21 protein-coding genes and 1 pseudogene are annotated in these 26,690 nt (G+C 42.4%); 12 read left to right on the top strand and 10 right to left on the bottom strand.

The features are described 5' to 3' along the window. Positions 1–252: 252 nt before the first annotated feature. The gene (gene viaA, locus AB6E85_RS23090; protein WP_017070584.1) at positions 253–1,698 is read right to left on the bottom strand and encodes an ATPase RavA stimulator ViaA; all 1,446 of its coding nucleotides are present in this window, start codon (positions 1,696–1,698) and stop codon (positions 253–255) included. Positions 1,699–1,709: 11 nt separating this feature from the next. Further along, entirely contained in the window at positions 1,710–3,365 is a 1,656-nt protein-coding gene (locus tag AB6E85_RS23095) for an ATPase RavA domain-containing protein (RefSeq protein WP_048613478.1), read from the bottom strand. A gap of 288 nt (positions 3,366–3,653) precedes the next feature. Between AB6E85_RS23095 and AB6E85_RS23100 the strand changes: the two genes are divergently transcribed. From AB6E85_RS23100 to AB6E85_RS23155, 12 genes and pseudogenes are all read left to right on the top strand, one after another. Further along, positions 3,654–4,169 carry an NUDIX hydrolase gene (locus AB6E85_RS23100; RefSeq protein ID WP_372144368.1) on the top strand — a complete coding sequence of 172 codons (516 nt, stop codon included), beginning with the start codon at positions 3,654–3,656 and terminating at the stop codon, positions 4,167–4,169. Between the two features lie 39 nt (positions 4,170–4,208). Further along, a complete protein-coding gene (ltaE, locus tag AB6E85_RS23105) occupies positions 4,209–5,213 on the top strand; it encodes a low-specificity L-threonine aldolase (RefSeq protein ID WP_372144369.1) in 1,005 nt (334 codons plus the stop codon). Between the two features lie 789 nt (positions 5,214–6,002). Beyond that, positions 6,003–6,527: a hypothetical protein gene (locus AB6E85_RS23110; protein WP_372144370.1), complete on the top strand. Its 525-nt coding sequence runs from the start codon at positions 6,003–6,005 to the stop codon at positions 6,525–6,527. Positions 6,528–6,604: 77 nt separating this feature from the next. Further along, complete coding sequence (locus tag AB6E85_RS23115; protein WP_017080976.1) at positions 6,605–7,102, top strand: hypothetical protein; 498 nt, start codon at positions 6,605–6,607, stop codon at positions 7,100–7,102. Positions 7,103–7,209: 107 nt separating this feature from the next. Continuing rightward, positions 7,210–7,935 carry a molecular chaperone gene (locus AB6E85_RS23120; protein WP_050644155.1) on the top strand — a complete coding sequence of 242 codons (726 nt, stop codon included), beginning with the start codon at positions 7,210–7,212 and terminating at the stop codon, positions 7,933–7,935. Positions 7,936–7,937: 2 nt separating this feature from the next. Continuing rightward, the gene (locus AB6E85_RS23125; RefSeq protein ID WP_372144371.1) at positions 7,938–8,624 is read left to right on the top strand and encodes a molecular chaperone; all 687 of its coding nucleotides are present in this window, start codon (positions 7,938–7,940) and stop codon (positions 8,622–8,624) included. Continuing rightward, complete coding sequence (locus tag AB6E85_RS23130; RefSeq protein WP_372144372.1) at positions 8,608–11,100, top strand: fimbria/pilus outer membrane usher protein; 2,493 nt, start codon at positions 8,608–8,610, stop codon at positions 11,098–11,100. Before AB6E85_RS23125 ends, AB6E85_RS23130 begins: the two co-directional genes overlap by 17 nt. Continuing rightward, a complete protein-coding gene (locus AB6E85_RS23135) occupies positions 11,090–11,971 on the top strand; it encodes a hypothetical protein (protein WP_372144373.1) in 882 nt (293 codons plus the stop codon). The genes AB6E85_RS23130 and AB6E85_RS23135 overlap by 11 nt, the downstream gene beginning before the upstream one ends. A gap of 95 nt (positions 11,972–12,066) precedes the next feature. Further along, positions 12,067–12,756, top strand: coding sequence for a helix-turn-helix transcriptional regulator (locus tag AB6E85_RS23140; RefSeq protein WP_059018371.1), 690 nt, complete (start codon positions 12,067–12,069; stop codon positions 12,754–12,756). A 171-nt stretch (positions 12,757–12,927) separates the two neighbouring features. Next, positions 12,928–13,044: pseudogene (locus AB6E85_RS23145) on the top strand (ribosome biogenesis GTPase YlqF); the annotation flags it as partial. A 186-nt stretch (positions 13,045–13,230) separates the two neighbouring features. After that, positions 13,231–14,505: a tyrosine-type recombinase/integrase gene (locus AB6E85_RS23150; protein WP_372144374.1), complete on the top strand. Its 1,275-nt coding sequence runs from the start codon at positions 13,231–13,233 to the stop codon at positions 14,503–14,505. Between the two features lie 224 nt (positions 14,506–14,729). Further along, positions 14,730–15,143 carry an LEM-3-like GIY-YIG domain-containing protein gene (locus AB6E85_RS23155; RefSeq protein ID WP_372144375.1) on the top strand — a complete coding sequence of 138 codons (414 nt, stop codon included), beginning with the start codon at positions 14,730–14,732 and terminating at the stop codon, positions 15,141–15,143. A 439-nt stretch (positions 15,144–15,582) separates the two neighbouring features. Here AB6E85_RS23155 and AB6E85_RS23160 read toward each other — a convergent pair whose 3' ends face one another. The 8 genes from AB6E85_RS23160 to AB6E85_RS23195 form a co-directional block, all read right to left on the bottom strand. Next, complete coding sequence (locus AB6E85_RS23160) at positions 15,583–16,338, bottom strand: HNH endonuclease (protein ID WP_372144376.1); 756 nt, start codon at positions 16,336–16,338, stop codon at positions 15,583–15,585. Between the two features lie 9 nt (positions 16,339–16,347). Then, positions 16,348–17,118, bottom strand: a complete 771-nt coding sequence (locus AB6E85_RS23165; RefSeq protein WP_372144377.1) for a retron system putative HNH endonuclease — start codon at positions 17,116–17,118, stop codon at positions 16,348–16,350. A 1-nt stretch (position 17,119) separates the two neighbouring features. Further along, positions 17,120–18,418 (bottom strand): AAA family ATPase, encoded by a 1,299-nt coding sequence (locus AB6E85_RS23170; protein WP_372144378.1) that lies wholly within the window; start codon positions 18,416–18,418, stop codon positions 17,120–17,122. Continuing rightward, positions 18,408–19,793: a restriction endonuclease subunit S gene (locus AB6E85_RS23175; protein WP_372144379.1), complete on the bottom strand. Its 1,386-nt coding sequence runs from the start codon at positions 19,791–19,793 to the stop codon at positions 18,408–18,410. Before AB6E85_RS23175 ends, AB6E85_RS23170 begins: the two co-directional genes overlap by 11 nt. Then, positions 19,790–21,388, bottom strand: coding sequence for an N-6 DNA methylase (locus AB6E85_RS23180; protein WP_372144380.1), 1,599 nt, complete (start codon positions 21,386–21,388; stop codon positions 19,790–19,792). Before AB6E85_RS23180 ends, AB6E85_RS23175 begins: the two co-directional genes overlap by 4 nt. A gap of 468 nt (positions 21,389–21,856) precedes the next feature. After that, positions 21,857–25,396 carry a type I restriction-modification system endonuclease gene (hsdR, locus tag AB6E85_RS23185; protein ID WP_372144381.1) on the bottom strand — a complete coding sequence of 1,180 codons (3,540 nt, stop codon included), beginning with the start codon at positions 25,394–25,396 and terminating at the stop codon, positions 21,857–21,859. Between the two features lie 99 nt (positions 25,397–25,495). Further along, positions 25,496–26,401 carry a restriction endonuclease gene (locus AB6E85_RS23190; RefSeq protein WP_170963068.1) on the bottom strand — a complete coding sequence of 302 codons (906 nt, stop codon included), beginning with the start codon at positions 26,399–26,401 and terminating at the stop codon, positions 25,496–25,498. Continuing rightward, entirely contained in the window at positions 26,402–26,581 is a 180-nt protein-coding gene (locus tag AB6E85_RS23195; protein ID WP_372144382.1) for a helix-turn-helix domain-containing protein, read from the bottom strand. Positions 26,582–26,690: the final 109 nt, after the last annotated feature.

Raw genomic sequence — 26,690 nt, forward strand, 5'->3', positions numbered from 1 at the left:
AACCGAGGTCCACGGATTTGCAATCCGCTGCATAGCCACTCTGCCAAGGCGCCTTTTTAATTCAACACGTTAGGGACTTAAGTAAGCCGCACCGCTGTGTTCGGGTGCCTACTTTACGGATTGAGGGGAGATAGTCAAACAAAAAAGTGAATTTAAATTCCGTTTGCTGACATTTAAATCAAATTGCTGCATGTTCGATCTCTTCTATCAAAAAACACACAGCAAAATGGATTTAAATTAGATGTTCTAGCGCTACCACTTCTTCATGAAACGACCGACAAGACTCGGATGATACGCCCAGCAGTGGTCAAACATCGTCATAAGTTGAGGGTTACCATACTTAGAAAGACTAACCGCATGAAAACGGTTTTTGTGTTCTTTCAGCTTTTCAACCTGAGCAATCATTTCGTCAGATTGTTTAGGTGCAATAAAGTCAGAAAGTACGATTAAATCGGCATTCTTGTATTTATCACCCGTCATCAAGTCAATCGACTTCATAAGAACAGGCTCTAAATCCGTACCGCCGTGAAATGAGTAACTTAAGAAGTCGCTCGCTTCACGTAGGCCATCCTGCCTTGTTAACTCATAGGTAATCTGCTCAGAAGAGAACAGAATCACGTAACAGTCTCTCTCTTCCGCAAGAGCAATTTGCATTAAGGCATAAGCCATAGCTTTAGCTGACTGCTCGGGGAAGCCACTCATAGAGCCCGAAGCGTCCACACAAACGATAAACGGACCCTTTTCAATATCGATGTTCTTGCTATCTGGTTTTTGCGCTTTCACTTTGCGTAACGTGCGTGATTTACCTTGCGAGCGATAGCTCAGTAAGCGCTTGTCGGCCAAGTGCTTGTAAAAGATAACCTCAAGTTCAGGATAAGCTAGGAACATGGTTTCGTTTGGCAGCATTTTGTTCAGGTCATCACTTTCATGAATCCCTACAATATCATCGACGGCTTCATCACTTTTCTCTTCAACCATCTGCAATTCTTCTACAGGGGCTTTGTGTAGCGAAGGGTCATCTTCCTCACCAGCCATACGACCTAGCTTTTCAGCGATCTCTTGCAAGCCCTTGTGCTTGTTCAAGAACTCCGCATGACGTTTCATGATGGTAAGGTCTGTTTTGCTTAATTTGGCAGAAGCCATGTCCCACAAGCGCCCTACACTGCCTTCATCACCCGACTCAGTCACTTTGTCCATGTTTTTCATGGTTTCCATGCGCTGATAAAGATCGGCTAAGACTTTTTCTTTGCTTGTTTCAAGTTCGGTTACTTGAGCTTGCTTAATCGCATCAGAAAGTGATTGGTACCATTGGTCACAAAAGTAGTGTGGAAACATCGCGTTATAAACGCCCTTGTTGTTCTCCATAAGGCGTCGAGCTTGTAGATAAAACGCGGAATGCCACTCCAGCTTTTTGATAACGCTGTCAATCTCATCAAAGAACTGAGGTTCATCCCAGTAAATCACTTCTTGGTAAAGTGCGATTTCCTCTTGGAATCGATCAGTTTCACACACCTTAGTAACGCGTTTTTTAACTTTACCGCGCCATTTAACTAAGTGGTTTTTCACTGAGGTTTTCACACCTTTGTTCTCAGCAGCCATCATGACTTGAGAACGAGCGATGAGATCATTCATCGCGGTATCAATGATTCCTGAGTCAGCTACCATCAAAGCGAGGTTTAAGCCGTCTGCTCCTAACATATGCTCTCCTCTTACTCGAAGTACTGGCTCATAAACTTAATACGCTGAGCGATCTTGGCACTCTTCACTTTCGTGGTTTCAAGATCTTGCGTTACCGCCTGCAAACTTGCTTCCATCGCCTTCGGTAAATCAGGATCAATATAGTTATGAGGCAGTGCATCATGGAATTCAGTACGAACGCGTTTTAATTTAAATTCTGCTTCAGTTAACTGTTCTAAAGCTTTCTCAGCGCCACTCAACCACTTGTTGTACAGTTCTTGGTCTAAACCGTCAGTAGTAACCACACTCACCAATACAGAGCGATTGGCTATGTCTTTAATCACTAATTGGTTTGATGCATCCAAGTCGAGTTTTAAACGGCATAGGTTTTTATTTTCGTTTACGTAACCGTAAATATCACCGTGACCTTCTTTAAGAACACGATCAAAATCATCTTTGGCTACGTATACCCAACGGCTATCGCCTTTCTCAGATTCAGAAACCGACATGTTGCTTTGCAGCATAACCAGTTTCACTAGATTGTAAGCACTGCCCACGCTGTACATTTTCGCGTTCTTGATGTCATTCTGGTAAACGTCTTTACGTAGCAAGCCACTGGTTGACTCCATAGAAAGCGACACAGACAACGTTGATTCAACATCGTCTTGGATCTCTTCTAACTCTTCACGAGACATTTCAATTTGAGCTTTCGACTCTTGTTGATCAAACGCTCGGTTCAATGCAAAGTCTTTCACCACGCTACGAACCACATCACGTGATTCTGGGCTATGCCACAAACAATCTTGCAGAAGCATAATATCCAGCGGGTTCACGCTATCGCGACCACTAAAGAACGCACTCGCTTTCAATAGTTTAACGGCCTTCTTCCATCGTCTGTCTGATACATACAATTCTGACTCTGACGCAGAGCCTTGCTTCTTAACCGTCTCTTCAAGCATGGTTTTCAGTTCAAACAACTTATCAAACGAATTGTCTGTCAGTTCTAGCTTATCAAGCTCTTTCTGCCATTGATGATATTCAATATCCGTAATCGCCAAACCTTGTGGAATTACCGCTTCTTGAGAAGTACCCGTCGTCAGCATCGATTTGAAGTTTTGTTTGTTTTGAATACGGTTTACGAACACGCGTACCAACATACGGTCGTAAAGTGCTTCCAAGCCGCTGTCTTCATCTGGAAGTTCGTTGGATGCCGACACGAGTAGACGCATCGGTACACGTTCAATATCACTGCCGTTTTTGAAAGTCTTTTCGTTAACGACAGTAAGTAGAGTGTTTAGGATTGCAGGGCCTGCTTTCCAGATCTCATCGAGGAATACGACTTGTGCAGTTGGTAGGTAGCCTTCGGTCAATCTTACATAACGACCGTTGTCTTTTAATTCTTGGATGCTTAGTGGGCCGAACACTTCCTCGGGAGTAGAGAAACGAGTCATCAAATATTCGAAGTAACTACTGTTGTCAAAAGCCTGAATGAGACGTTTAGCGATAAGGCTTTTTGCGATGCCCGGAGGGCCTAATAGAAACACACTTTCACCAGCCAAAGCGGCAAGTAAACAAAGCTTAATTGTGTCTTCTCTTTCATAGACACCATCGGAGAGAGCGTGCGCTAATTTATTAATTCTTTCAGAGAGTAGCGCCTTGTCAGCATGTGAAGAAATAGAAGGGTTCATGCGTTACTCCGAAAATCTTTGAACAGTTGAGAGTGTAGAATTGTTTTTATACATTTGTTAGCACTTTGTTACAAGTGTATTTTATTATTGAGTTGCATTTATATCAGATGGTTACGTCGGTAATTTTGGCGCAATCATAGATTTCAATTATGAGAGTAACATCACGAACGGCGTGAAACTAAATCTATTGCGAAACCTAATTTTTCTTTTATTTTCGACACCATAGACGTTATGGTGGTGCACGTCTTCCGTTATACGAAAAATTGGCAAGGAATGTGGCCAGACTGCATGAGTAAAGTTATCCATAAATGGAAAAGTATTTCTCTCATAGAAGAGAACGTGACGCTCCCTACGAACGTCGTGGTAAAACATACAACAATCAATCACCCTGGCGCGGCAGTTATTCTTCCTATCACTTCGTATGGAAAAATCATCCTCATAAACCAGTTTCGCCCTTCTCTTAAGAAATGGCTTTTGGAATTACCCGCAGGCACGATGGAAATAGGTGAGACACCTCTTCAATGTGCTCAGCGCGAACTGGAAGAAGAAACAGGTTACAGTGCAACTTCTTTTCAAAGCTTGGGACAAGTCACCCCTTTGGCTGGATTCTGTGATGAGATACAACATCTGTTTGTCGCAAAAGACTTAAGCCTCACTACCCGCTTTGAATGCGATGAAGATGAAGTAATAGAAGTGATCGAACTGAGTTTAGAAGAACTGCAAGATAAAATACGACACGATCAAATCACTGATACCAAAACTATCGCTTGTTTAAGCAAAGCCCAACTATGTGGCCATCTATAGACAATTATATGGCTACCTAAAGTACCCTAGGAGAGAAACATGGACTTTCGTTCTGATACCGTAACTAAACCTTCGCAAGCTATGCGTGACGCAATGGCAAACGCAGAAGTGGGCGATGATGTTTACGGCGATGACCCAACCGTCAATGAGCTAGAACAGTGGACAGCAAATGAGACGGGCTTTGAAGCGGCAATGTTTACCTCTTCAGGCACACAAGCCAACCTTCTTGGCTTAATGGCGCATTGTGAGCGTGGTGATGAATACCTGTGTGGCCAGCAGGCGCACAACTACAAATACGAAGCTGGCGGCGCTGCGGTCCTTGGTTCTATCCAACCTCAACCAATCGAGAACAACCCAGACGGGACTTTAGACTTTAAAAAGCTTGCCGCTGCGATTAAGCCCGATGACAGCCACTTTGCTCGTACTAAGCTTCTTAGTTTAGAAAATACGATTAATGGTAAAGTGCTGCCAATGTCTTACCTAGCGGAAGCGCGTGAGTTCGTAAACCAACATGGTTTGCAAATGCACTTAGATGGCGCACGCGTCTATAACGCCGCAGTCGCATTAGACGTGCACATCAAAGAGATCGCACAACATTTCGACTCTATGACGGTTTGCTTATCAAAAGGTTTAGGCGCTCCGATCGGTTCACTACTTCTTGGCAGCAAAGAATACATCGCCAAAGCACGTCGACTGCGTAAAATGGTCGGCGGTGGTATGCGCCAAGCAGGTATTCTTGCCGCTGCGGGGAAAATGGCTCTAACAGAGAACGTCACTCAACTTAAAGCTGATCACGAGAACGCAAAAAATCTAGCGATTGGTTTGAGCAAGCTAGAAGGTTTTTCTGTTAATCCTGATTTTATTCAAACTAACATTGTATTTGCTAAGTTAGATGAGTCAGTGGATATCAACCGAATCGCTCTCGAACTTGGCGAACAAGGCATTACGATGTCACCAGGGAATCCTGTTCGGTTTGTTACACATAGAGATATCAGTTCAGAAGACATCGCTACTTTCCTAACTAAGTTGGAAAATGCGCTTTAACTCTTTTAATGAGATTAGCCTCTACCGTAATTAAGACTAAAGCTTCCTGTGAGAAGCTTTAGTCTTTCAAAAAATTCATTCAACAATTCCACAGCAAATCATCTTCTCGATACAGACTAGTTTTCTACTAAGCACACTAAATTGACTGGAACAGAACGCGATCTCGTTTTGGCCTATGTGAATACCTTCTAAGAATCATCCCCCATATTTCAGCATTCTGTTATCGCTTAAGTTTGACTTGCATTAGTGACGTAGAACATTGAATGGTCGCTAAAGGTAAATAATTCAGTGCCAAAAGTTTATTTTTTACTCAACACATATGCGGTAATTAAAAACAGATCACATCATTCCTGAATATTTTTCTGTAAACATCTAATTTTAATTGATAAATTTCCACCAGCCTAGGTATTTACTCTCCGTTAATAAAAATACTAATTACTACATTAATCTTGAAAATTAAATTATCAAATTCGAATTTCTTTAATAACGCGGAAATTTTATGATACCAAAAACAGTGTCCCAGCGAATAATCAAATGCAAATCATCATCGGTAGACCATAACCCTAAATTTATCAATTAAATAAAAATCCCTCGTCAACCAGAATCTTCAATCAAAAACACCTATCTAATTGAATGTAATATTATTATCGAATTCTTCAGCCTCTACTCCTTAAGTTAAAATCATACTAAAACTCATACTTCTCTTAAATAATAAACTTTTTTTACTACTTCACCATTATTTAAAGCACATATAGTTTTCACAGTTAAGCAACAAGTTACATTCAACCGTTGAGAGGTGAAATTATGGTTAGAGTATTTAGGAGCTTTCATAACTTCACCGTCTCCGTATTAATCTTTAGCCTATCGCTTTCATTCTATGTCAGTGCTAATAGCTTAACGTTAGGAATTAGCGGTCAGATCAAAGATCGATGCGAAATAAACTTTTTTTCTGGCAACATTATGAACTTTACGGAACACCGTGATGTGCAATCGTTGCCTTTTAATATCTATTGTAACCGTCCGTTGGGTATAACGATCAACTCAAAACATGGAGGTTTGAAATATCAACATCAAGGGGTTGATATTATTGAAAGTTACAATTTGTCATTACAAATAGACGAAATTCGTCTTTATGAAAGTAGGCACAGCAGCCAACTTACTTCACCAGTAATGATAGACAGTTCTGGTGTTATTCCATTCTCTCAACATGGGAGTCTTAGGGTAGCACTCGAAAATAGCTTGCGTTTCGCAGGTTATTATCAAGACGTTATTGAGATCGAAGTTTACCCTTCGATTCATAGCGTGACAAAGTGAAAACTCTGCAATGTATCTGCAGAACAACATACGCTCAGCAGTATTCGAGCCAATCATTTAAGATAAAGGAATTTCTAATGAAAAAGCTAACACTCTACGCAGCAACAGTCACAGCTATTTTTGGTGCTCAAGTCCAAGCCGCTCCTGGTGATGTCCAGTTAGTTGGATTTGTTTCACCTGTATGTGAGGTTACTGGTCTTTCAACGCAACTGATGGACTTTGGTAACGTATCTCAAATTCAAAATCTTTCTGTTAGTGGCCTTAACATGAAGTGTAATGACGTCGATGGTGCAACGGTAACACTGACAAGTGCTGAAGGTGGTCTAGAGTCAGACGATAGCGAAGACTACGCTCTTACATATGATGCAACATTCAACCCGTCAGGCTTAGCTCCTTTCACGCTTAATGCACCAGGGGGCCCAGGTCTAAATGACGTTTCAGTCAGTAACTCTTATGGTGGTTCTGGGGCATTAGCTACTGGTGTTGCCGCAAGCATTGATATTGTTACAACAGAAACCTCGCCGTGGGCAGGTGGTTACTCAGATACATTGACCGTAAATATCACCTCGAATTAGAGGCTAACAAGTCGGGGGCTTTTGTTCAGCCTCCGACTTAATCTTAGTCTCAGCCTCAGCCTCAGTCTCAGTCTCAACGACATAAGTTTAATTTGGAGATCTTCGCTATGTATAAATGGATCATGCATAAATGGATCGTTCTTTTCCTATTGTCATTCACTTGTTTGTCTGCTCATGCGTTCAAAGTAGAGCCGATGTCTATGGAAATGACACCGCTTGGCAAAAGAGCTCAAATGACCATGAGGGTTGAGAACTCATCTCAAGAACCACTCACGGTTGAGCTTTCTCCGGTCTACATGACAATGGACAAATATGGCAAAGAGACCACCACTCCTGCGGATGACGAGTTACTAGTGATTCCAGTGACCGCAATTATTGAGCCTGGACGATCACAATCGATTATGGTCCGGTATTTAGGCGATCCTTCTATCACAGAATCTAAGGCGTATCGCATTGCTGTTAAGCAAGTGAAAGTTCAAAGGGCTAGCAGCAATCAGGGGCAAGTAAGCCTTTTGCTTCAGTTTAATACACTTATCAACGTCCGACCTCAGAACACGGCTTCTCAGCTAGAAGTCAAAAGTATCGAACAAAATGGCAAAAGGAATAAATGGGTTCTTGAAGTACTTAACAGTGGCAATAGTTATGGTCGATTAACCAATACAACATGGAAAATATCTGATGGTAAAAATTCAACCTATTTAAAAGGCGTAGAAATCGCAAAACGAATTCCGGGAACTTTAGTCCTTCCCTACTCCACGCGTTTTTTTGAAATGCAGCCTCTTAAAAATTATGACGTAAACACCCTATCGATTGAAATAGAGCAGGATCAATAGTAATGAGACGTTATATTTGGGGAGCGCTCATTTCTTGCTTTCTGTGTGCACAAGCGTTTGGCATAACACTGTTTCCAACCGTCATCGAACTCAACACCGATCATCGGGCAGCATCTCAACTGGTTGTGACTAACAACTCAACACAAGCTCTCCCACTTGAAGCTAACGTTCGTCGTTTGAACTTCTTATCAGATGGCACGTTCAAGACATCTGATCTAGCGAGTGAAGAGATGTTTGTGTTTCCACCAGCGGCGATGTTAGCCCCCGGAGAACGTCAAGTATTCCGTATACAATGGTTGGGAAACAGAACACTCAAAACCTCTCAAAGTTATTTCATTCGTTTCAGTACCGTGAATATTGGACAGAACAACGCGAGAATAGATAAGCCCATCGGTTTAACCACCGGTATCAATTTGCAAGTTCACTACAATGCGTTGTTGCACATTCACTCATCCTCGTTAGAACCTGACGTGAAATTGCACGTAGATAAACAAGGCAAGCTAACACTTACTAATTCAGGGTCACGATTTACCTATACATCGTTACTTCATTTTACGGGGCTCGAATCTCAGAGCCAAAAAGTACATGCGGCTTTAGGTGAGCAATTTATTCCACCACACTCCACTATTACTTTTCCTTCTTCTTTAAATTACTTACCAATGGGCACTTACCATGGGCATGAAAACTGAAACCCATCACAAGATGTGGCAAGTTTTGTATGTCTTGGGATTAGTACTTTTTTATTGTGCCGCCTTAAGCCCTGCAGCTTGGGGCCAGGAAATGGTTTTGAATCCAACAGGGCGAGATATTCAACTTACATCTTTGCTAAGGATAAGTGACACCATACTGGGGGAAGCGGACATTATCATTACCGCAAACAACGAGATCTTGTTACCGAAGGAAAGTACGCTTTCTCTCCTTTCTTCCGTCGTAACTCATGAAGGTATTGGGAAACTCAATGACACGACAGACGATGAGATGCTGTCTCAGCATCATTTTGAGAGCGTAGGATTAAATCTGAGTTTCGATTTCTCGTCATTAGAATGCATCGTGACGGTACCACCTGAATTTAGCTTAACCCAACAACTGTCTATGAACGGCGCAGATGATTTTTATAACTATGCCGAACCAAGTTTATTAAGTGGATACGTTAACTTTGCGCTTTCCGCCAATGAGACCCAATTTGTGGATCAGAATTCGTCAAGGCAAGATCTCTATCGCGGTCAATTCGATTCAGCACTTAACATTGGTTTTCTAAACTTTGAGTACGAATCCTATTTAGAAAACAGCTCATCACAAGATTCTCGATACGTAAGAGAAGGATCTCGTCTTAATATTGACTTTGCAGAACAAGGCACACGACTTGTCCTCGGCGATATGTACAACAGTGGTCAATCTTTTCAGGACAGTACCGACATACTTGGTATTGGGTTAACGCGAGATTTCACACTCATTCCAACCAGAAATGCGCGACCACGAGCCAATCAATCATTCACCCTTCAAAGGGCTTCAAATGTCGATGTCTATATAGATGGGATCGCAGTCCAACGATTAACCCTCGGCGCTGGTAGCTATAACCTTAGTGATATCCCCCTGGCGCAAGGTAGCAATGATATTGTACTCGTCATCACCGACCGCTCCGGGAATGAAGAACGTATCGAGTTTTCTATTGCAACCGGTAACGACTTGCTCAATAGCGGTGAGTTTGAATATAGCATCATGTATGGAGCGCCTTCTGAATTACAAAATGGACAACTAGAGTACCTAACCGACGAGCGTATTTTCCATGGTTATATTGATGTGGGTATTAGCCCTTGGTTAACGTTGGGTACGAACTTTCAAACCCGTGAAGATCTTCATCAATATGGTGCCACCGCGTTACTCGCTTCTATATGGGGCGTCACTGAACTCACTGCCTCTCGTAGCGAACACCCTACATTTGGAATTGGCGACGCTTACAAATTTGCATTCGATGCGGAGTTTTCCAATACCAACACGCTGTCCCCACAACTGAGTTTTAGTTATGAATATCTGGCCAACAATTTTACTGGGGTCTCAGGGTTTGATACTTCCGATATCGATATCAACTTAACCACTCATTATGTGTCTGCATTCAGCTCCATTTACCTTGGTCAGTCTTTACGTGCCGCCATGACCCTCAATTACCGATCAGGAATAGACAAAGAGAACGATTATTGGCTGATTAGCCCGAGTTTATCGGACGGACTGTTTGATACTCCCGCTACCTGGAGTGCACGCGTTAACTATCGACATAACGCAAGCGAAGACGATGACATCAGCACCACTGTCACCATAAGTTGGCCTCTTAGTCGACAAACTCGTGTTGTCGGTCGTTACACCACAAAGCTCAATGAAGCCGCCTTAGATTACAGCTATCAGAATAATATTGGTAACACAGGAGGGGTGTCGGCGTTTGCGAGTGTTATTACTAACGAAGAGACGGATGCCGATATGGATGCTGGGATTAACTACACGGCCAACCGTTATGAATTGAATGCGACCCACGCTTCGCGGCTTGAAGAAATTAGTGGTGAAACACGAAACCACAGTACCGACGTAACTATTAGTAGTTCACTTGCTTTTGCAGGTTCATCTGTGGCAGTCGGCAGACCAGTACGCGAAGCGTTTGCGATTGTCACTAAACATAAGAGTCTGAAAGAGAATGACGTGGCTATCGATCCCGCAAGAGACGGTGAGTACGCACGCGTTTATCTTAAAGGAGATGCAAGTGCTATGGTCCCAGACCTTGTTGCTTACAATGGCCAAGTAATCAGTTACGAGGTCGATAACTTGCCGCCCGGGTATGACTTAGGTGATGGCGCTTTTTGGATTAAGCCGGGTTATAAACGGGGCTTCCAACTCCAGATTGGATCTGATGCTGTATTAACCGTTATTGGCAAGCTATTCGATCGTCAAAGTAACAACCCTATTTCACTTGTCGCTGGTGTAGCACATTACCTTGGTGAGGTAAAACAGTTGCCCATTGACTTCTTTACCAATCGTAACGGCATATTTGCAATCTCTGGATTAAAGCCAGGTAAATATCAATTGGTACTAGACACTAAAGAACAAGAGTCAGTCATCATTTCCCTCAGTGAACGCAGTGACAACTTGATAAGACTAGGAGATGTATATGTTGAATAAACACGTACTTTGGGGATCCTTTTTCCTCATCGCCACAAACCATCTGCCTTATGCATTTGCGTGTGAAGCTAATGCGTTGACTATTCAACCCGTCTCATCTAAATCACAATATGATGTTTTCAGTGCAGGCACATTCGCGACAATTAACACTTACCGAATAGATGCAAACATAATTGGCGAACCATGCGAGTTAAGCTTAATTTTGCAGCTTAACGATACCAGTCGCTCGTTAAAAGGGTCGAACCAAGACAAACTCAACTTTGAGTGGTCAGGGCAGATTGGCATGCCGGTTGCTAATCAATGGCACTTATCAATAACCGATAGCCACCCTTCGGCAACGATACAAATGCGATTTCCGAGCAAGCAATGGTTAGCGTCAGGAACCTATCGAGGGCTTTTAAAAGTTTCGCCTTCTTATACCTCTGATAGTAAACAAGTGGAAATTAGCCCTAGTTCCATTCCGGTATCGGTTAACGTTCCGCCTGCTGCGAAAATTCATTTTTATGGATTGACCCAACAACATTATGACCTTGATCTAGGGACATTATATTCAAACAAGATTATTCGCTCTGCACCTAACCTATGGGTTCAAAGCAATACAGCTTATACCATCGTATTCGAATCATCCCATCAAGGAATGCTACGTCATGAATCTAATGAGACTAAGTGGGATATTCCATACCAACTTTCCCTCGATAGCGACAGAATAAACCTTGAGCAACTGGATGCGAGAATTCAACGTCTTTCCGCAACGATTGGTCAACCTATTCCTTTGAATTTTGTCATTGGTGAAACAGAGAACAAACCAGGAGGGAAATATGACGATACATTACAAATTTCTATTGAACCTCGACTTTCACAGCAACCATAATTATGCAATTATGTAAAAATTAAGCCGCAGAGCTCAATTTTATAAAACACAACGTCATAGAATCAAAACTTGATTTACCAGGCTCGGGATAAGTTATGCATAGAAATAATTTAAAGCACATGCTCCTAATTGGTGACAACGGTATTAACAACCAGTTTATTCAGCGCGAAATAGAAAAATACAGTGATTTTTCTTTTAGCAGAGAATGTATGACAAGCATTGGCCGCTCGAGTAACCGTAAGACTTTCGATGTCATCCTTATTAGCTACTTACTATTAGCAAATATCGAAGATATCAATATCATTTTATCAAAAGTAGAATCAAATAAATGGGTAGTCTACGATGTTCCTGCTGACATTACCGGACAGAGTATTACCGTAATGCAGTTATTCAACTTGTTTAATATAAAAGGAATCATCTATCAGGACGCTCCTGTTGATCACCTTACCCGTTGTCTAAAAACAGTGTGTGACGACGATTTGTGGCTACCGAGAAAGTTAATGTCACATATTCTATCTAATAGACACGATTACACTTTCAAGTCAAAAGTAATACTATCTAGCCTTACGAAAAGAGAAGTTCAAATATTTAAGCGCGTGATTAGAGGAGATTCAAATTCAGAAATTTCAAACGAACTATTTATTTCAGAAAGTACGGTAAAGACGCACGTATACAATATATATAAAAAAATAAATGTCACAAACCGCAAAGAAGCGATAAGAAAAGCATATTTTATCAATAGTTTAGAGACTATTATACAACCTGATATGAAGCTCAAGGTATAACCACAATACAAAGATAGTAGTAAATTAGAGTTACCAACAAGCACTATGGCAGTTGAGGAAAGTCCCCTTTCAAAGCTTGGTGCAAGTTTCCCGTGAACAAATTTCTGCTCTGAGATCCAACAACTGCGCATCACCAAGTCGCCTATACTTCAAGCAAACTCACTGAGCTCATTGAAGGTCGGGATAGATATACCTTTACACGTATCATCCAACCCTTACAATGTGCAGCAAATATATTTATCAAGGTTTATCTCTATGTCTATTCAATGGTTTCCGGGTCACATGCATTAAAATTCCAAGAACAATCAGGAAATACCACAATCACAACAAAATCAGAAACTTATAAATAATCACCATCCCAAAATATTCCAGTAAATTCCACTCCAATTCAACATTTTGGTACCCCACCTGGTACCCCACCAGACTAGTTTGCTATACAATGGTCTCTATTCTCTCATCTATGTAATTATGATTATGGCTAAACGGATTACAGATACATCAATCAAAGCGCTAGTTATCAAAGACAAGGAATATACCTACACTGTTGAAGAGGGCTTACAGCTCCGTATTCGACCTAAACGCTCCAGTGCAGGAACTGGAACGAAAGCCTGGCAGTTTAAGTACCGTCACCCTGTAACGCGTAAAGTAACCAAAATTTCGATGGGAACCTATCCTTCTTTACGACTGGCAGCCGCCAAATTAGAAGCAGCAGAATATCGGAAACAAATTGCGGAAGGTATAGACCCTAAGCGCCTTAAAGAAGATAAGAGAATTGAAGAACTGCGTAAGCAAAACGATAACTTTCTTGCTGTTGCAACGATGTGGTTTGAAAGAAAACGTAAATCTGTTAGTCCCTTTCATGCAGAACGAACCTGGAGAACATTGGAAAAATACGTATTCGACCATTTAGGCGCACTTCCCATAAGTGAGATCAGTCGACGTGATGCTATTGAAACACTGAGACCATTGGAAACCGACGGTAAACTATCAACCATTAAAAGAATTTGCCAAAGTCTAAATCAAATAATGGAGTACGCTGTAGCAAGCGATGTCATCGCCGCTAATCCTCTAACAAAGATGCTCCACTCATTTGAGAAACACCAAGTTGAAAACATGCCTACCATTCGTCCTGAACTATTAGGCGACTTTTTGTCTCGATTGGAACAAAATGAAAACATCCAAGATAAAACCAAACTACTGCTACTTTGGCAGTTGCACACAATCGCACGTCCAAAAGAAGCGGCAAGAACACGCTGGAAAGACATAGATTCAAAAAACCGATGCTGGACCATACCTGCTGAAGAAATGAAGCGTAGACGTGAACACAGAGTTCCTCTAACCGAGCAGGCTATTACCGTTCTTGAACGAATCAGAATTCAAAGTGGCGGTAAAGAATTCGTCTTCCCTGGTGAACGAAACCCACAGAGTCATATAAGCATCTACACAGCCAATGCAGCTTTAAAACGCAGCTTAGGGTTTAAAGATGAACTCGTTGCACATGGTTTAAGAGCTATTGCATCAACCGCCCTACACGAGCAAGGCTTTGACACACTGCATATTGAAGCTTGCCTATCGCATATGGACAAAAATACGACAAGAGCGAGCTATAACCGCTCCGACTTTTTTGAACAAAGGAAAGAAATTATGAGCTGGTGGAGTGAGTTTATAATAAAAGCGACTAACAACCAGTTACAGCAGGTGAGGAGGTCGGGGGTTCAGTCTATCTCATTGAAATTATTTGAATTATAGTTGTTCGGATTTTACGAATACACACCTTGTTGCACATGTTGTTTTTGTGATAATCATCTCAAAAACTTTACAGTATAGTGCTTCTCGATAACACCTGTTACAGTAAGCTACAACTATTCTTATTCTCGGCACAATGCTACATGTTTTCAAAGTTATTTAAGTCAAATGAAATAAGCCCTCATTACTACGTCTACGCACTAGTTGATTGGCGTCAAAGCGACTTCGTGTTTTACGTTGGAAAAGGTCAAAACGATCGTGCTTTTGATCATATTAATCTTGCATTTCGCACATCACGCTGGAGCCGAGATAAAAAACAACAGCAGATTGTAAATATTATTCGCAATGCTAGTGATGACGATATAGAGGAAATGGTCATCACATTAGCAGAGGATTTAACCGAAGGTGAAGCACTTATTATTGAGTCTATTGTGATTAATGATGTCGGCCTTGATAACTTAACTAATAAAATTAGCGGTTTATCAGAAATTAAGTGGGATCGTTATGCCAACGAAATCAACACCAAAAAAGTAAACCGGTATCTCTCAGAGATTTATGAGTTGGGTGTTATGAATGACCTGAAACAAATCCAGGTAAAAACCGATCTCAAAGCTACCCTAAAGTCATACTTATCCCTCTAGCGTATCCGTTTGACAGAAACCTTAAAAGCTCATTGCGTTTAAACCGCTCTTCAAGCCCAAAGGCTTCCACTTCAAATTTGTTGCTTCGATACCCACGAGTCAGTGCCTCAACGGCATACTGAAACAAAAACTCAATCGGCCCTAGCCGTTACCATTGCTGAGTATGAACAAATCACGACGTTTTTAAAAGAACTGTTCACCTGTTATTTCGAACTTCCTCAAGAGAACATCAAACCTGGCAGTAACCTAGCCGATGATATCGAGCGCATGGTATTATGGTATTACTTCAGTAAAAACTGATCTAGTGAATAGCAGACTTAACGCATTAGTACGCTGAGATTACTTTTAAGTAACCATCACTCACATGGCATAAAAGCGTAACAAACAGGATAAAACCAGTCCCGTATCTACATACAATACGGTTACTAACCTGCTTACCTTAATTTTTCCAAATGACGTTAGTTGTGGCTAAAATTTGTTTTAACTTTTCAATGTCCATCACTGGCTTTTCTGTATGAAGCATCGCATGACAATTAGGACAAACTGGGATTAAGTCATTAACAGGATCGACTTGGTAATTTTCACCAATCGTCGCTAGTTCAACTTTATGATGAACATGAATAAAGCCTTTGCCTATCTTACCGTACTTATTTTCAAAGTTAAGGTCACAGACTTGGCAGGTGGCACCATACTTTTCTATACAAGCCGCTCTGGCTTTAGGGTTGCGCTCATAGGCATTGATGGTAACTTGTTTAACCGCTCCTTCGATGAACTCTGAAGGTTGGCTAGAGACCTCATCAGGGTAAATTGGACTTACGGCTTGTTGAGCCAGGTTGGCTCTATATGAGTCAACCAGTATTCTAACATCATGATGCTTAACATTTGATTCAGTTAGTTGGTATTCAAGGTGCAGTTCAACGGACTTTATTACCTGTTCAAATTCAGAGGTGGAAAGGTCTTTATAGAAGCGAGATAAAAAGATTTCGTAGGACAAGGCGCTCATTGCACGCTTGTATACTTTACCTTCACTAAAAGCTACGAAGTTGCGCATGTAATTAGTGACTGATGTCTGATTCATATCCAATGAGCCAACTAGCTGTTCTAATACTTGGTCCAGTGTAATCTCTTGCAACGCGAACATGTAGCCACAATCATAAACCAGCTGTAATTGATCTGATGTGATCTGTTTGCTCATGATGCTGTGTTAACCCGCATACTCTATCGCGATTAATTGTTCTTCTGCCGCCTTTCCCAAATAACACCTCAGTGCAGAAAAGAACTTCGGCCAGCAATCATTGCCATCTTTTTTCATCGTCGCGAGAGCAAGCTTTTGTCGCGCGTCAGTCACTGTCATTCCTGTTGCAACTAATGCCTGCAAACGTTTATTGGCATGTGCCAATCGCTCTTTTCGCAATCGGTTTAACCGTTCACTTTTTAAGTTCAAATTATCGATAGTGGCTTGGGCTTTCTCAATCTCAACACCAGCTAAACGACAGCTCTCTTCATTCACGGAGATCTCACCCGTGGTACGGTGAAAGTTATAAATAAGCGTACTATGCTGAAGATGAAGAGGATTTAAGATGACATCATCCCAATCATTATTATCTTTTAATGCGCCGCAACGTAAATTGGGATTGGTATGTCGATTATCCGCATCAACTACCTTTTTACTTTTACCGCCTAAACAGCAAGCAAGCATGTTGTCCCAATCTAATGCCCAGTTATGTGCAGTGCTTTTATCTGATTTAGGATGAAAATGTTCAACTTGAAAATCTGACTCTTCGTCCTCAACGTCTCGCTTTAACAGATCAATTTCACAATAGGCGCAAATTCCCCCTTGATCACGTCGCAGGTAATTTTGAATTTCATCTCTTCGGGCAGTGTTTGACTTGCATTTTTGCCATGAGAAATTAGGTTTTCCCGTTCGAAAAGCAATCAATAGCGGCGGTTCATCACCTTTTATTACCTTTTTCATCTTAGCGATCTAACTCCCTGATACTAATGTCCATATCGAGATTACTAAGCTCTGATTCATGCTCGCCAGCCCAACCATCTAATTCTTTTCGTAGATTTATTGCGTCTTCACAATCCCACTGGTTATTTTCAACATATTGCTGATATTTCCGTAATGACTTAACGATTTCTAGGTGTTCGGCTCGCGGTGATTTAACGCCTAAAACATCCATTAAGACTTGTTGGAACTCCGCCCCTTCAGAGAAATAAATCGGCATTAATGATGGCTCTTCGTCTTGCCAATCAATAACTCGTATTTGAGTTGGCTTTACTGTACTAACGATTTGAGGGCTATGAGTTGACACAATAAATTGCACCTGCGGAAAGGTTCTCACCAAGTCACTCAATATAGTTTGCTGCCAACCGGGATGCAGGTGAAGATCGACCTCATCAATCATCACCACCCCTTCGGTTTGCAGAGGGTCAGGCATATCAGGATTTGCCTCTGCCATACGGGCAGCGATATCCATTACCATGGCTAATGTTGTACGGTACCCATCACTCAACTGTTCTATGCGGAGTTGTTTCGTGTCACTGCTTTCACTGTTCTTCCAGTCGATCATAATACCGGCTGGCGATATGGCTCTGGGATTTGAAAACTCGGGCATTAGCCGGTGAATTGCCATGCGAATCGCTTTAAGCTCGGGTAAATCAATATCAAATGAACGATGTTTCTTGTATAATTGAGCTTCTTTGTCTTCAAGTGTATAAAAATATTCAACAAAACGTCTGAAGTTCGTTCTGCTTTCTAACGCGCCACTAAGGGCACCAAAACGCGTAAAATCATTGCCAAAACCTTTGGTTCGCTGCGGCACATCAAAAACACCACGTCCGGTTCCGTAATGTATGAAAATCGGTAGTTCAAACTCTCGCTCTTCGTTTTGCGCATCAATAAACTGGTCTGCAAAGTCGTTGAGCTGCTGAAGGCCTAATGCTTTCGGAATTTGCTTTTCAGTTTTCTTTGCTTCATCACGTTTTTTACTGCGGTCCCAGGTTTGACCGTCAAAGCTTTCACACGTAATACGCACATAAGGTGGTTGGGTGCCGTTAGGAAACACCTGCAAATCTGAGTTTTTAAATGTAATGCCTGTCACTTTTGGCAGCCGTGTTAAAAATGCGCCCAGTGAAATCGCTACACCATCCAGCACGCTAGATTTACCCGCACCATTGCGAGCTACTAACACGGTAAGTTGTTCATCGAAGGTGATATCAAAATCACTGAATCGGCGAAAATTCTTTAAAATGAGTTTCTTAACCTTCATTGGTTATCACCTTCGTTTTTGATTTTCTGGGTTTGCTTTTTGTTGATAGCTTAACACGTTCAGCTTTAATACGTTCAAGCAACGCTTTTGCGCTGTTATCACCGCTAATCAAATCAGGATTCGCGGCTCGCCAGTCAGCGGTGAGATCACCTCTAAACGCTTTGGCAAGTATCGACTGGGTGAGGTTATTAACACGCTCTTGCGCGGCATTGACCTGCGCTTCGACTTTATGGGCAAAAACGAACAGCTCTTCGACACGGCGGACGATCTCGACTTGTTCTTTTAATGTAGGAAATCGAAAAGTTAATGACTTAAGGATTTTCAAGTTGATTCGAGGTCTTGTGACTCCTTGAACGTTGCTCTTTATTTGTTCGTAAGAAGAACTGCTCGCTAGAACATATACAACAAATTTAGGTAGAGCAATCTCGTCATTAACTCTTAAACAAAAACAATCAGCCTTATTTATAAAAGTTGAATTATGCTTGGGGAACAGACAAACTCGAACCTCCTGTTCAACGAATGAAGAGAATAAAATATCGTTCTCTTCAAGCGTATTACGAATCAGTTCTTGATGCTTTTTCTCACTGATAAACGTTTGTTTTTCTTCTATGAAATTTAGATGCCCCACATTCTCTAATCGAGCAACCCTAACTCCACTGTCAGTATAATCGGCTGTTTTTAATTTTGATCCGAATGGTCCATCAAATCCAGTGTGACAAACAGTATCAATACTCATTAGTTGAGAAGTATCATCAATCTCACGCCACTCTTCTGTCAACTTACCACTCACTGCGACAGCGAGGACGGATTGGCGGAATGATTTTAAGATGGCGGGGATTGCATCGAGTCGAGCTTTGGTGCTTTCCACCTGCGCCAACAACTCATCCAGCTTGTCGGCAATGACTTTTTGTTCAGCTATTGAGGGGAGAGGGAAATCAAGTCCTCTTAAAACCTCTAATCGAATTCCTTTAACTGTTGTGCCTGTACCTAGTGATTCAATTAAATTAGCAATAGAACGATACCAATAAACAAAATATGGCTTTTCAATATTCAAGTTTACAAATAACGCTTTAAGATCTTGATTGATTGCAGAATCAAAATTGGCAGTAACAATCTTACCTAAACTCATACGTGTCGCGACAATTGGGGTGCCCGCAGGAATGACATTGGTACTACTGTTTTCAACTGCTTCTTGAGAAATATGATCAACAGTATCTACAAGTTCATTCTTGTTCATATCTTTTACTGACATCCAAGGGATATCGCCTTGAAAGTACGAACTAATGGCTTTACTAGGTGTGCCCCCCCCCATAATAGTGTCGACTACACATTCAAGCTTTGAGCTCACCCAACCTTCAGGAATCACTTGACTCATCCTTTCACCCCACCCGCTAGCGACGCAACCAAAGCTTCAAGATCGGCTAAAGCACCCTTCAGTTCAGCTATGGCTTCGTCTGCGAGTTCTTCTGGCGTACCTAAGTCTGCAGCATCGACACTGTTAGCATCTTTAAGCCATGAGATATCTAGCGAATCTGATTTGTTGTCGCGGATGAATTCACGACTAAATACACGCCAACGACTGTGTGCTACTCTTTGCTGCGCTTTCTCGCTGCCATCTAAACTTTGATTAACAGCTGAATCTTCAACCTCTGCCTCTTCAGCATTAAAGCTCCACTCACCTTCCTTTCGGTCGGCTAATGCGATGTTATATACAGTTTCAAACGGCTTTAGGTGTTGCTCACCAAAGGGAGTGCGTTTACCAAAGTTAGGCATGTTGGTACGTAGGTCGTAGACCCAAGTATTCTTAGTGCAGTTCTCTTCCTGTAACTTGTTTGTTTCACTGCCTTTAGTGAAGAACAGTACGTTGGTCTTCACGCCTGCGGCGTAGAAGATACCAGTGGGTAAGCGCAAAATAGTATGTAGGTTGCACTTGTTCATGAGATCCGTGCGGATGCTGGTACCTACGCCCGCTTCAAACAAGACGTTATCAGGCAGTACCACAGCTGCACGACCACCGGCTTTTAAGTTACGGTAGATATGCTGCAAAAATGCCAGCTGCTTGTTGCTAGTTGGGTACGTCAAATCATCACGAGTAATCGACGCATCGCCGCCTTTGCTCGTGCCAAATGGGGGGTTAGCTAGGATAATATCGGCTTTTGGTAATGTCGCACCTACTTGACCAAGAGAGTTACCTAGGTGCACAACGCCTTCGTCGTCCCCTTCCATGCCATGTAGCAAGCAGTTCATTAGTGCTAAACGACGGGTGGATGGCACCAGCTCAACACCAACGAAAGCATGGTTCTTCTGGAATGTCACTTGCTTAGCATCAAGATCAAAATGGTCATCTGTTTGAGCTTTAATGTAGCTATCAGCAGCAATCAGGAAGCCTGCGGTACCTGCGGCGGGGTCTTGGATCACTTCGCCAGCCTTTGGGTTGATCACTCGCACCATAGAGTCGATCAGCGCACGCGGAGTAAAGTACTGGCCTGCGCCTGATTTGGTCTCGTTCGCATTCTTCTCTAGCAAGCCTTCGTACAAGTCACCTAAGCCATCTTTTTGCGCACTGAACCAGTCAATCGAATCGAGTGATTTTATCAGCTGCTTTAAGTGACGAGGCTCACGCAAGCGCGTTTGGGCATCAGCATAGATCGCCAAAATAAGTGGATCGGTGTGTAAGGTATTACCCTCGCTGTCTTTACCTGTCGATAAGGTAAGTAGCATGCGTTTGTAATCATCAAGCAAGTTTAAGCCGTCTTTGTCACTTAAGTCGCTCCAGCGGCAACCTTCAGGCAAAGTATGTTTGTTAAGTAGCCCTGCCTCGGTGTTCTCATGCACCATCTTAATGAACAGCAGCAAGACGAGCTCGGTAACGTAATCAGAATAGTTAATGCCATCGTCACGCAGTACATCACAAAGGTTCCACAGCTTTTGGACGATGTCGCTATTGTTTGATTTGCTTGAAGTGCTCATTTTATATTCTCAATTTCTTAATTATGTTTAAATAACCGCTCGTCGTTTTAATGCTTATCTGTATTCATTCACAACGAAGCGGGTAAACGTTCATTTACTGCAAATAATGCAAACCGTGACAAGTTAATGTCGTCAATATGCGGTCTATTTTTACTTTCGTGAGAAAGCCGTATGTAACCATAGATCTAGCTTCTGGCTTGGCTACTTAGTTGCTTGATGGATTATCGTAATGCGGCTGATGCCGAAATCGTGCGCAACCAAATTAATGTTTGCCGTATAGGTAACTAAAGATGCCGCTGAACAGCTCGAATCTCAACGTCGTTCTAGCTCAGGCAGATGCTCGATTATACGCATTGCCCGATGTGTTGTAATTTGGTTTTCTAAACGTATTACGGTATTTTTGCTTAGAAAACCATCAACCACTCTGCATAGCAGTAGAACTGCGATAAAAAGCCCTATAATTACTCACTAACCCGCTTGCCAAAGGTACTCATTCAGCTCATCAAGTATTGTATCGAGCTGGTCATCAAGCACATTATTAAAGCGTTTCGCGCCACCCTGATAGGCAAAGCGTTGGTTAACGAAAGACTTATCGATCACCGCCTCATGGACCAACTGCTTAGCCAGACGTTCTAACCACTTGCGCTGATTAGGGTTCCAATTATGCTCACTGTAAATACGCTGCATGGCATTAGTTACACGTTGCTCAAATGGTACTAATGCCTCATTGATAGCGGCTTGTCTGATATAACCGATAATACTGGCGGCGATATCTTGGTTGGTATTCTTGCGCCATGCGCTTTTCAGATGGGCTTCGTTGTAACCGGCTTCATCGAGCAATAGCTTCACTTCTTTGAGTTGCTCGCGAGTGAGATCCTTAGGGCGATTGACGACAACCGACAATGCCGCCGATTGGTTGATATTTTGTCTAATAAACTGATTGAAGCTATCTAAGTAATCCGCTGGTTTTTCGTGTACACCATAGGTTTGCTCACGACCGAGGAACTCATCTTTACCTTCATAAATCACCGGCATTTTGTCGCTTCCTGCGAGAAAACGTACTTCCGCCAGCTGATTAATTAGGCCTTGATGTTGCTTGCAAAATTGCGCTGCTTGTTTTGGCCCAATTTGATGAAGATGCTGATGGAGTTTGTCAGGTGCAACGCCCCATATTCCCTCAAGTTGATCTAACTTGGTTCTTAACGCTGGTTTGTTCTCCGCTTTTTTAACGGCTTTGCGCATGACTCGCATGACTTTTTGCGTCAACTGATTCAACACATCATTAGCGTGGCTTGTACCAGCTTGCTCACCGGGAGTATCTAAAGCTTGCTCTAAGTAGGCATCATCGCTGATCTCATCCACCAGCTGCTCTAAGGTGATATTCGGATCTTTGACAATCGGTTTCATAGTATTAACAGCTTCAAGTGCACTGTAGAGATCAACCGGATCATAGATTTTGAAGACCGTCTTACCTATTTCGTCACAGCGACGTGTCGCACGGCCCATCATCTGCCCGTACAGAATGCGCGACTTTACACGACGTAAAAACACTAGGTGGCAGATTTTAGGAACATCGATACCAGTGGTAAGTAGATCGACTGTCACGGCAATATTGGGGTAGCGCTCATTTTTATATTGGCGAATCAGCTGATCGACCTTATCGCTTTTTCCGGTAATTTTTGCAACGGCAGCCTGATTATAATCGTCACCATACATCTTGTTAAAAGCACTATCTAGCGCGGTTTTAACCATATCCGCATGCAGATCTGTGGTGCAGAATATTAGCGTTTTTTCATCGCCAAACGGGTCAAGTTCATTAACAAGCTGGCCGCAGATAACGTCATTAAACCCTTTGGTTATAACGCGGCGATTAAAAGATTCAACATCAAATTTAAGCTCATCGGCTAAGTCGGCAGATTCAACCTCTCCTGTTTGAGTATTAATCGCGGAGACGGTTGCGCCTTTCTCAAACTTAATGCCATTTTTGCTCAGTAGAGTTTCATAGCGAATAGGCGGTTCATGATCGATGAGCCAATCTTCCGCTACCGCTTCACGGTAAGTATAGGTATAGACCGGCTTACTGAAAATCTCACTGGTGTGTTTGGCAGGAGTAGCCGTAAGGCCTATACGAACCGCATCAAAGTAATCAAGTACACGGCGATAGCTTGAGAGGTACTGGCTCGCATCACGGTGAGCAAGCTCTCCTTCTGTCATCTGCTGATCGAGTGCATAACCCCTATGCGCCTCATCGACAATAATGCAGTCAAACTCATCAAGTGCGGGTGGCGTATCAGACATAAATATACGCTTCACCATCGCTTGTACGGTGGCAACTTGAATGCGGGTTTCTGCTTCGCTGCTCATATCGCCTAATTCGGCAATATTGTAGATAGAGGATAACGTTTTGTTCTGTTCTAGCTTTGCCTCATCGAAGGAGTCGCAGGCTTGATTGCCTAACGCGGTTCTATCGACTAAAAACAAAATACGTTTAAAGCGTTCGGCCTTAAGAAAGCGGTACATTAAGCCGATAATGGTTCGGGTTTTACCGGTACCTGTTGCCATCGCCAATAGGCATTGAGTTTTATCTTCCTCGAGGGCAGATTCTACCGCCACAATCGCTTTTTGCTGATAATCACGCAAGCCTAAGTAATCAAAACCCTCTTGCTGAAGCAACTTTTCTGCTTCATCTCTACTGCGCTTTAATTTATCGATAAGACCATCAGGGGAGTGAAATTGCTGTAACGGTCTCTTGGCGTTACTTGCTTTACGGGTATCACGGAACCAAGTGCCTGAAAGCTCAGCTAGCTGTTTATTAAACGGTCGTCCATTGCAAGAGTAGACAAATGGAATGTGGTAATGCCCCTCTTCTTCATCAGCCCAAGCTATAGTTCGGTTCTCCAATTCCCATGCACCTTTTTGAGGTGAGTTGAGCTTATAACCTTTGGAGTAACGCTCTGCTTGAGAGACTTTGCCTGCAACATTGGTGTTTTCTTGCTTAGCTTCAACCACAGCGATAGGTGTTAAACCACAAAACAGCACATAATCAGCGCGGCCGCTTTTTCCTTGATACTTAGTAGGCCATTCAGCAATTGCGAGGTTTTTACCTTTTTCGGGTCTTACTCCTTTTCGATAATCTAAAACTTCTGAATCAGCTTCCCAGCCAGCATCGATAAGCTGTTGATCGATGAGGATGCGAGTTAACTCTTCATTAAGAGTAAAGCGGCTACTGGCAGTATAGGTGCGCTTATTGACATCTTTACGCTGCGCTTTAATCGCTTTGAGTGTTTCCTCTGTTTGATCGGCTAACTGCTTTTGAAGCTTTGTAAGCTTGTTCTCAAATTCAGCTTTTTGTTTCGCAAGGGCCTCTTCATGCGATTTTGCCTGAACGGCCAGTTCTCTCGCTTCTACATCCATCTGCTCAGCAAGTACCGCGAACTCCTCTTTTTCTTGTTCAAGCAGAGAAGTTAACTGCTGATTAGATTCTAGTTGTTCGTTATTTTCGAGCAATTGGTTTTTAAGCTGTTGTATTTGAGTCTGTAGCTCAGTTAATTGCTTACTCGGATCTTGAGGGATAACAAACTCACCGGCTTTGAAAGCTACTCCTTGCTTGCCAAAAGCTCGGTGATACCAGATAGCAATATCACGGGCGACACGAAGGCCAGCTAATGCCGGTTTATGTTCGGTTTTGAATTGATGTACCGCTTGGTTGCCCGCTTTACGCAGCCCATGGAACAGGCTGATGATCTGAGACTCTAGGCGTAGTTCACGGTTAATTCGAAATAGGAGATCGGCTTGATTCGTTTTATCGTCAAATTCAATGCTACAGCGCATCGCTAAGTCTTGTGCGATTGCTTCGGCAAACTGGCGCAACTTAACCAATGTTGTATTAGGGTCGCTAGAGAAAGCACGTTCTGCGCTTTGTGCAAGTTGCAGAAAGATAGGATCATGTGACTCTAAAAAACAAAAATTACTTTGAATTCCATTCTCACCAATTTCAGATTTAGCCATCACTACTCCACGTACATTTGTTGATAAATATCAATTAACTACAAACAAATCTTTGAATGATACATACTAATTTGAAACTAACATCAAGTCAGTCGTTATTTAACCTTCAAAAAATTCTTCGTCAATTCGTTTTATATACAGCACTTGCTCATCTCGGCTACCAATGTTGTAACGCAGCATCAGCTTAGCCAACTCTTTACCATTGATAAGTACGATGCGCATGCCTAAGTCTTTCGCTGTCTGAGTTGCTGATGAGGTAAACTCTGATGTAGTGATGAAGATGCCTTTCTGTGCTTTCTTCAGATTAAGTGCTCCAAAAAAGTCTCTGATTTCACCAGCGCCAACGTTGTTTCCATCGGCATAACGCTTGGCTTGAATGTAAACCTGATCAACGCCAAGTGGGTCTTGATTAATCACGCCATCAACTCCGTTATCACCGCTCTTCCCAAGCGTATGGGCCATTCCCTCATCGCTGCCCCCATAGCCCATTGCTAGTAGCAGATCGATAAGTAATTGCTCAAAGAAAGCTGGGGATATTTTACGAGTTCGGGATAAGATATCGGAGGCTAGAGCGTCGTTGATTTGTTTGTAAGCAGCCCTTAGCACTTCATCTGGCGTCGCATCATTATCAGGCACATTCGTGTCTTCAGTTTTATCTGAATCACCGTTCTTTTGCTTGGTGAACGCATTGAAGTCATCAAAACGCTTTAGGTATTGGTTATCAATCTCTTCGCCACTATTTAGGGCTTCTTTCCCCAAGTCTGTTATCACGAAGTGACCACGCCTTACGGAATCCAAAAGCCCAGCTTTGGCTAAATAAGTTTTGGCCCATCCAACTCGGTTGGTAAATGCAGCTTGTCGCCCACTAGGAAGAAGCTCTGTTCTCTCGTCTTCAGACAGATTGAATTGCTCAGCTAGCAAGTCTATGACGTTGCTAAGCTTAACTTCTTCATTTTTGGCAGCCTCTAACACTGGCTTCATTAACTCTTGATAACTTGGAAGCATTTAAGCACCTGCGTTTTTTTGTTGTTCAATCCGTGCTTCGAGATCTTCACGCTTAAAGCACCAAGAACCGCTGACTTTGAAACCAGGAAGCTTTCCTTCGCTTGCTAATCTATATGCTGTTTTTTCGGATAACTTTAGATAAGCAGCCACCTCTTTCAAAATTGAAATTTGGTCTACCATTCAGAGTGTTATCTCGTATTGGTTTAATTCACCAGAATTGATAGTGAGAGAATATGAGAAAATTGGGGAATGGACAATGTTTGATGCTTCACTATGAGATTGAGCGCTT

The organism is Vibrio sp. 10N.247.311.51 (assembly GCF_041467855.1).
Classification (GTDB): domain Bacteria; phylum Pseudomonadota; class Gammaproteobacteria; order Enterobacterales; family Vibrionaceae; genus Vibrio; species Vibrio coralliirubri.

Coding starts and splice junctions, on each gene's coding strand:
- AB6E85_RS23120 (WP_050644155.1), top strand. CDS start 7,210: ATGTATAAATGGATCATGCATAAATGGATCGTTCTTTTCCTATTGTCA.
- AB6E85_RS23135 (WP_372144373.1), top strand. CDS start 11,090: ATGTTGAATAAACACGTACTTTGGGGATCCTTTTTCCTCATCGCCACA.
- hsdR (WP_372144381.1), bottom strand. CDS start 25,396: ATGGCTAAATCTGAAATTGGTGAGAATGGAATTCAAAGTAATTTTTGT.
- AB6E85_RS23160 (WP_372144376.1), bottom strand. CDS start 16,338: ATGAGCAAACAGATCACATCAGATCAATTACAGCTGGTTTATGATTGT.
- AB6E85_RS23170 (WP_372144378.1), bottom strand. CDS start 18,418: ATGAAGGTTAAGAAACTCATTTTAAAGAATTTTCGCCGATTCAGTGAT.
- AB6E85_RS23190 (WP_170963068.1), bottom strand. CDS start 26,401: ATGCTTCCAAGTTATCAAGAGTTAATGAAGCCAGTGTTAGAGGCTGCC.
- AB6E85_RS23150 (WP_372144374.1), top strand. CDS start 13,231: ATGGCTAAACGGATTACAGATACATCAATCAAAGCGCTAGTTATCAAA.
- AB6E85_RS23130 (WP_372144372.1), top strand. CDS start 8,608: ATGGGCATGAAAACTGAAACCCATCACAAGATGTGGCAAGTTTTGTAT.
- ltaE (WP_372144369.1), top strand. CDS start 4,209: ATGGACTTTCGTTCTGATACCGTAACTAAACCTTCGCAAGCTATGCGT.
- AB6E85_RS23115 (WP_017080976.1), top strand. CDS start 6,605: ATGAAAAAGCTAACACTCTACGCAGCAACAGTCACAGCTATTTTTGGT.
- AB6E85_RS23140 (WP_059018371.1), top strand. CDS start 12,067: ATGCATAGAAATAATTTAAAGCACATGCTCCTAATTGGTGACAACGGT.
- AB6E85_RS23095 (WP_048613478.1), bottom strand. CDS start 3,365: ATGAACCCTTCTATTTCTTCACATGCTGACAAGGCGCTACTCTCTGAA.
- AB6E85_RS23100 (WP_372144368.1), top strand. CDS start 3,654: ATGAGTAAAGTTATCCATAAATGGAAAAGTATTTCTCTCATAGAAGAG.
- AB6E85_RS23195 (WP_372144382.1), bottom strand. CDS start 26,581: ATGGTAGACCAAATTTCAATTTTGAAAGAGGTGGCTGCTTATCTAAAG.
- AB6E85_RS23180 (WP_372144380.1), bottom strand. CDS start 21,388: ATGAGCACTTCAAGCAAATCAAACAATAGCGACATCGTCCAAAAGCTG.
- viaA (WP_017070584.1), bottom strand. CDS start 1,698: ATGTTAGGAGCAGACGGCTTAAACCTCGCTTTGATGGTAGCTGACTCA.
- AB6E85_RS23165 (WP_372144377.1), bottom strand. CDS start 17,118: ATGAAAAAGGTAATAAAAGGTGATGAACCGCCGCTATTGATTGCTTTT.
- AB6E85_RS23175 (WP_372144379.1), bottom strand. CDS start 19,793: ATGAGTCAAGTGATTCCTGAAGGTTGGGTGAGCTCAAAGCTTGAATGT.
- AB6E85_RS23125 (WP_372144371.1), top strand. CDS start 7,938: ATGAGACGTTATATTTGGGGAGCGCTCATTTCTTGCTTTCTGTGTGCA.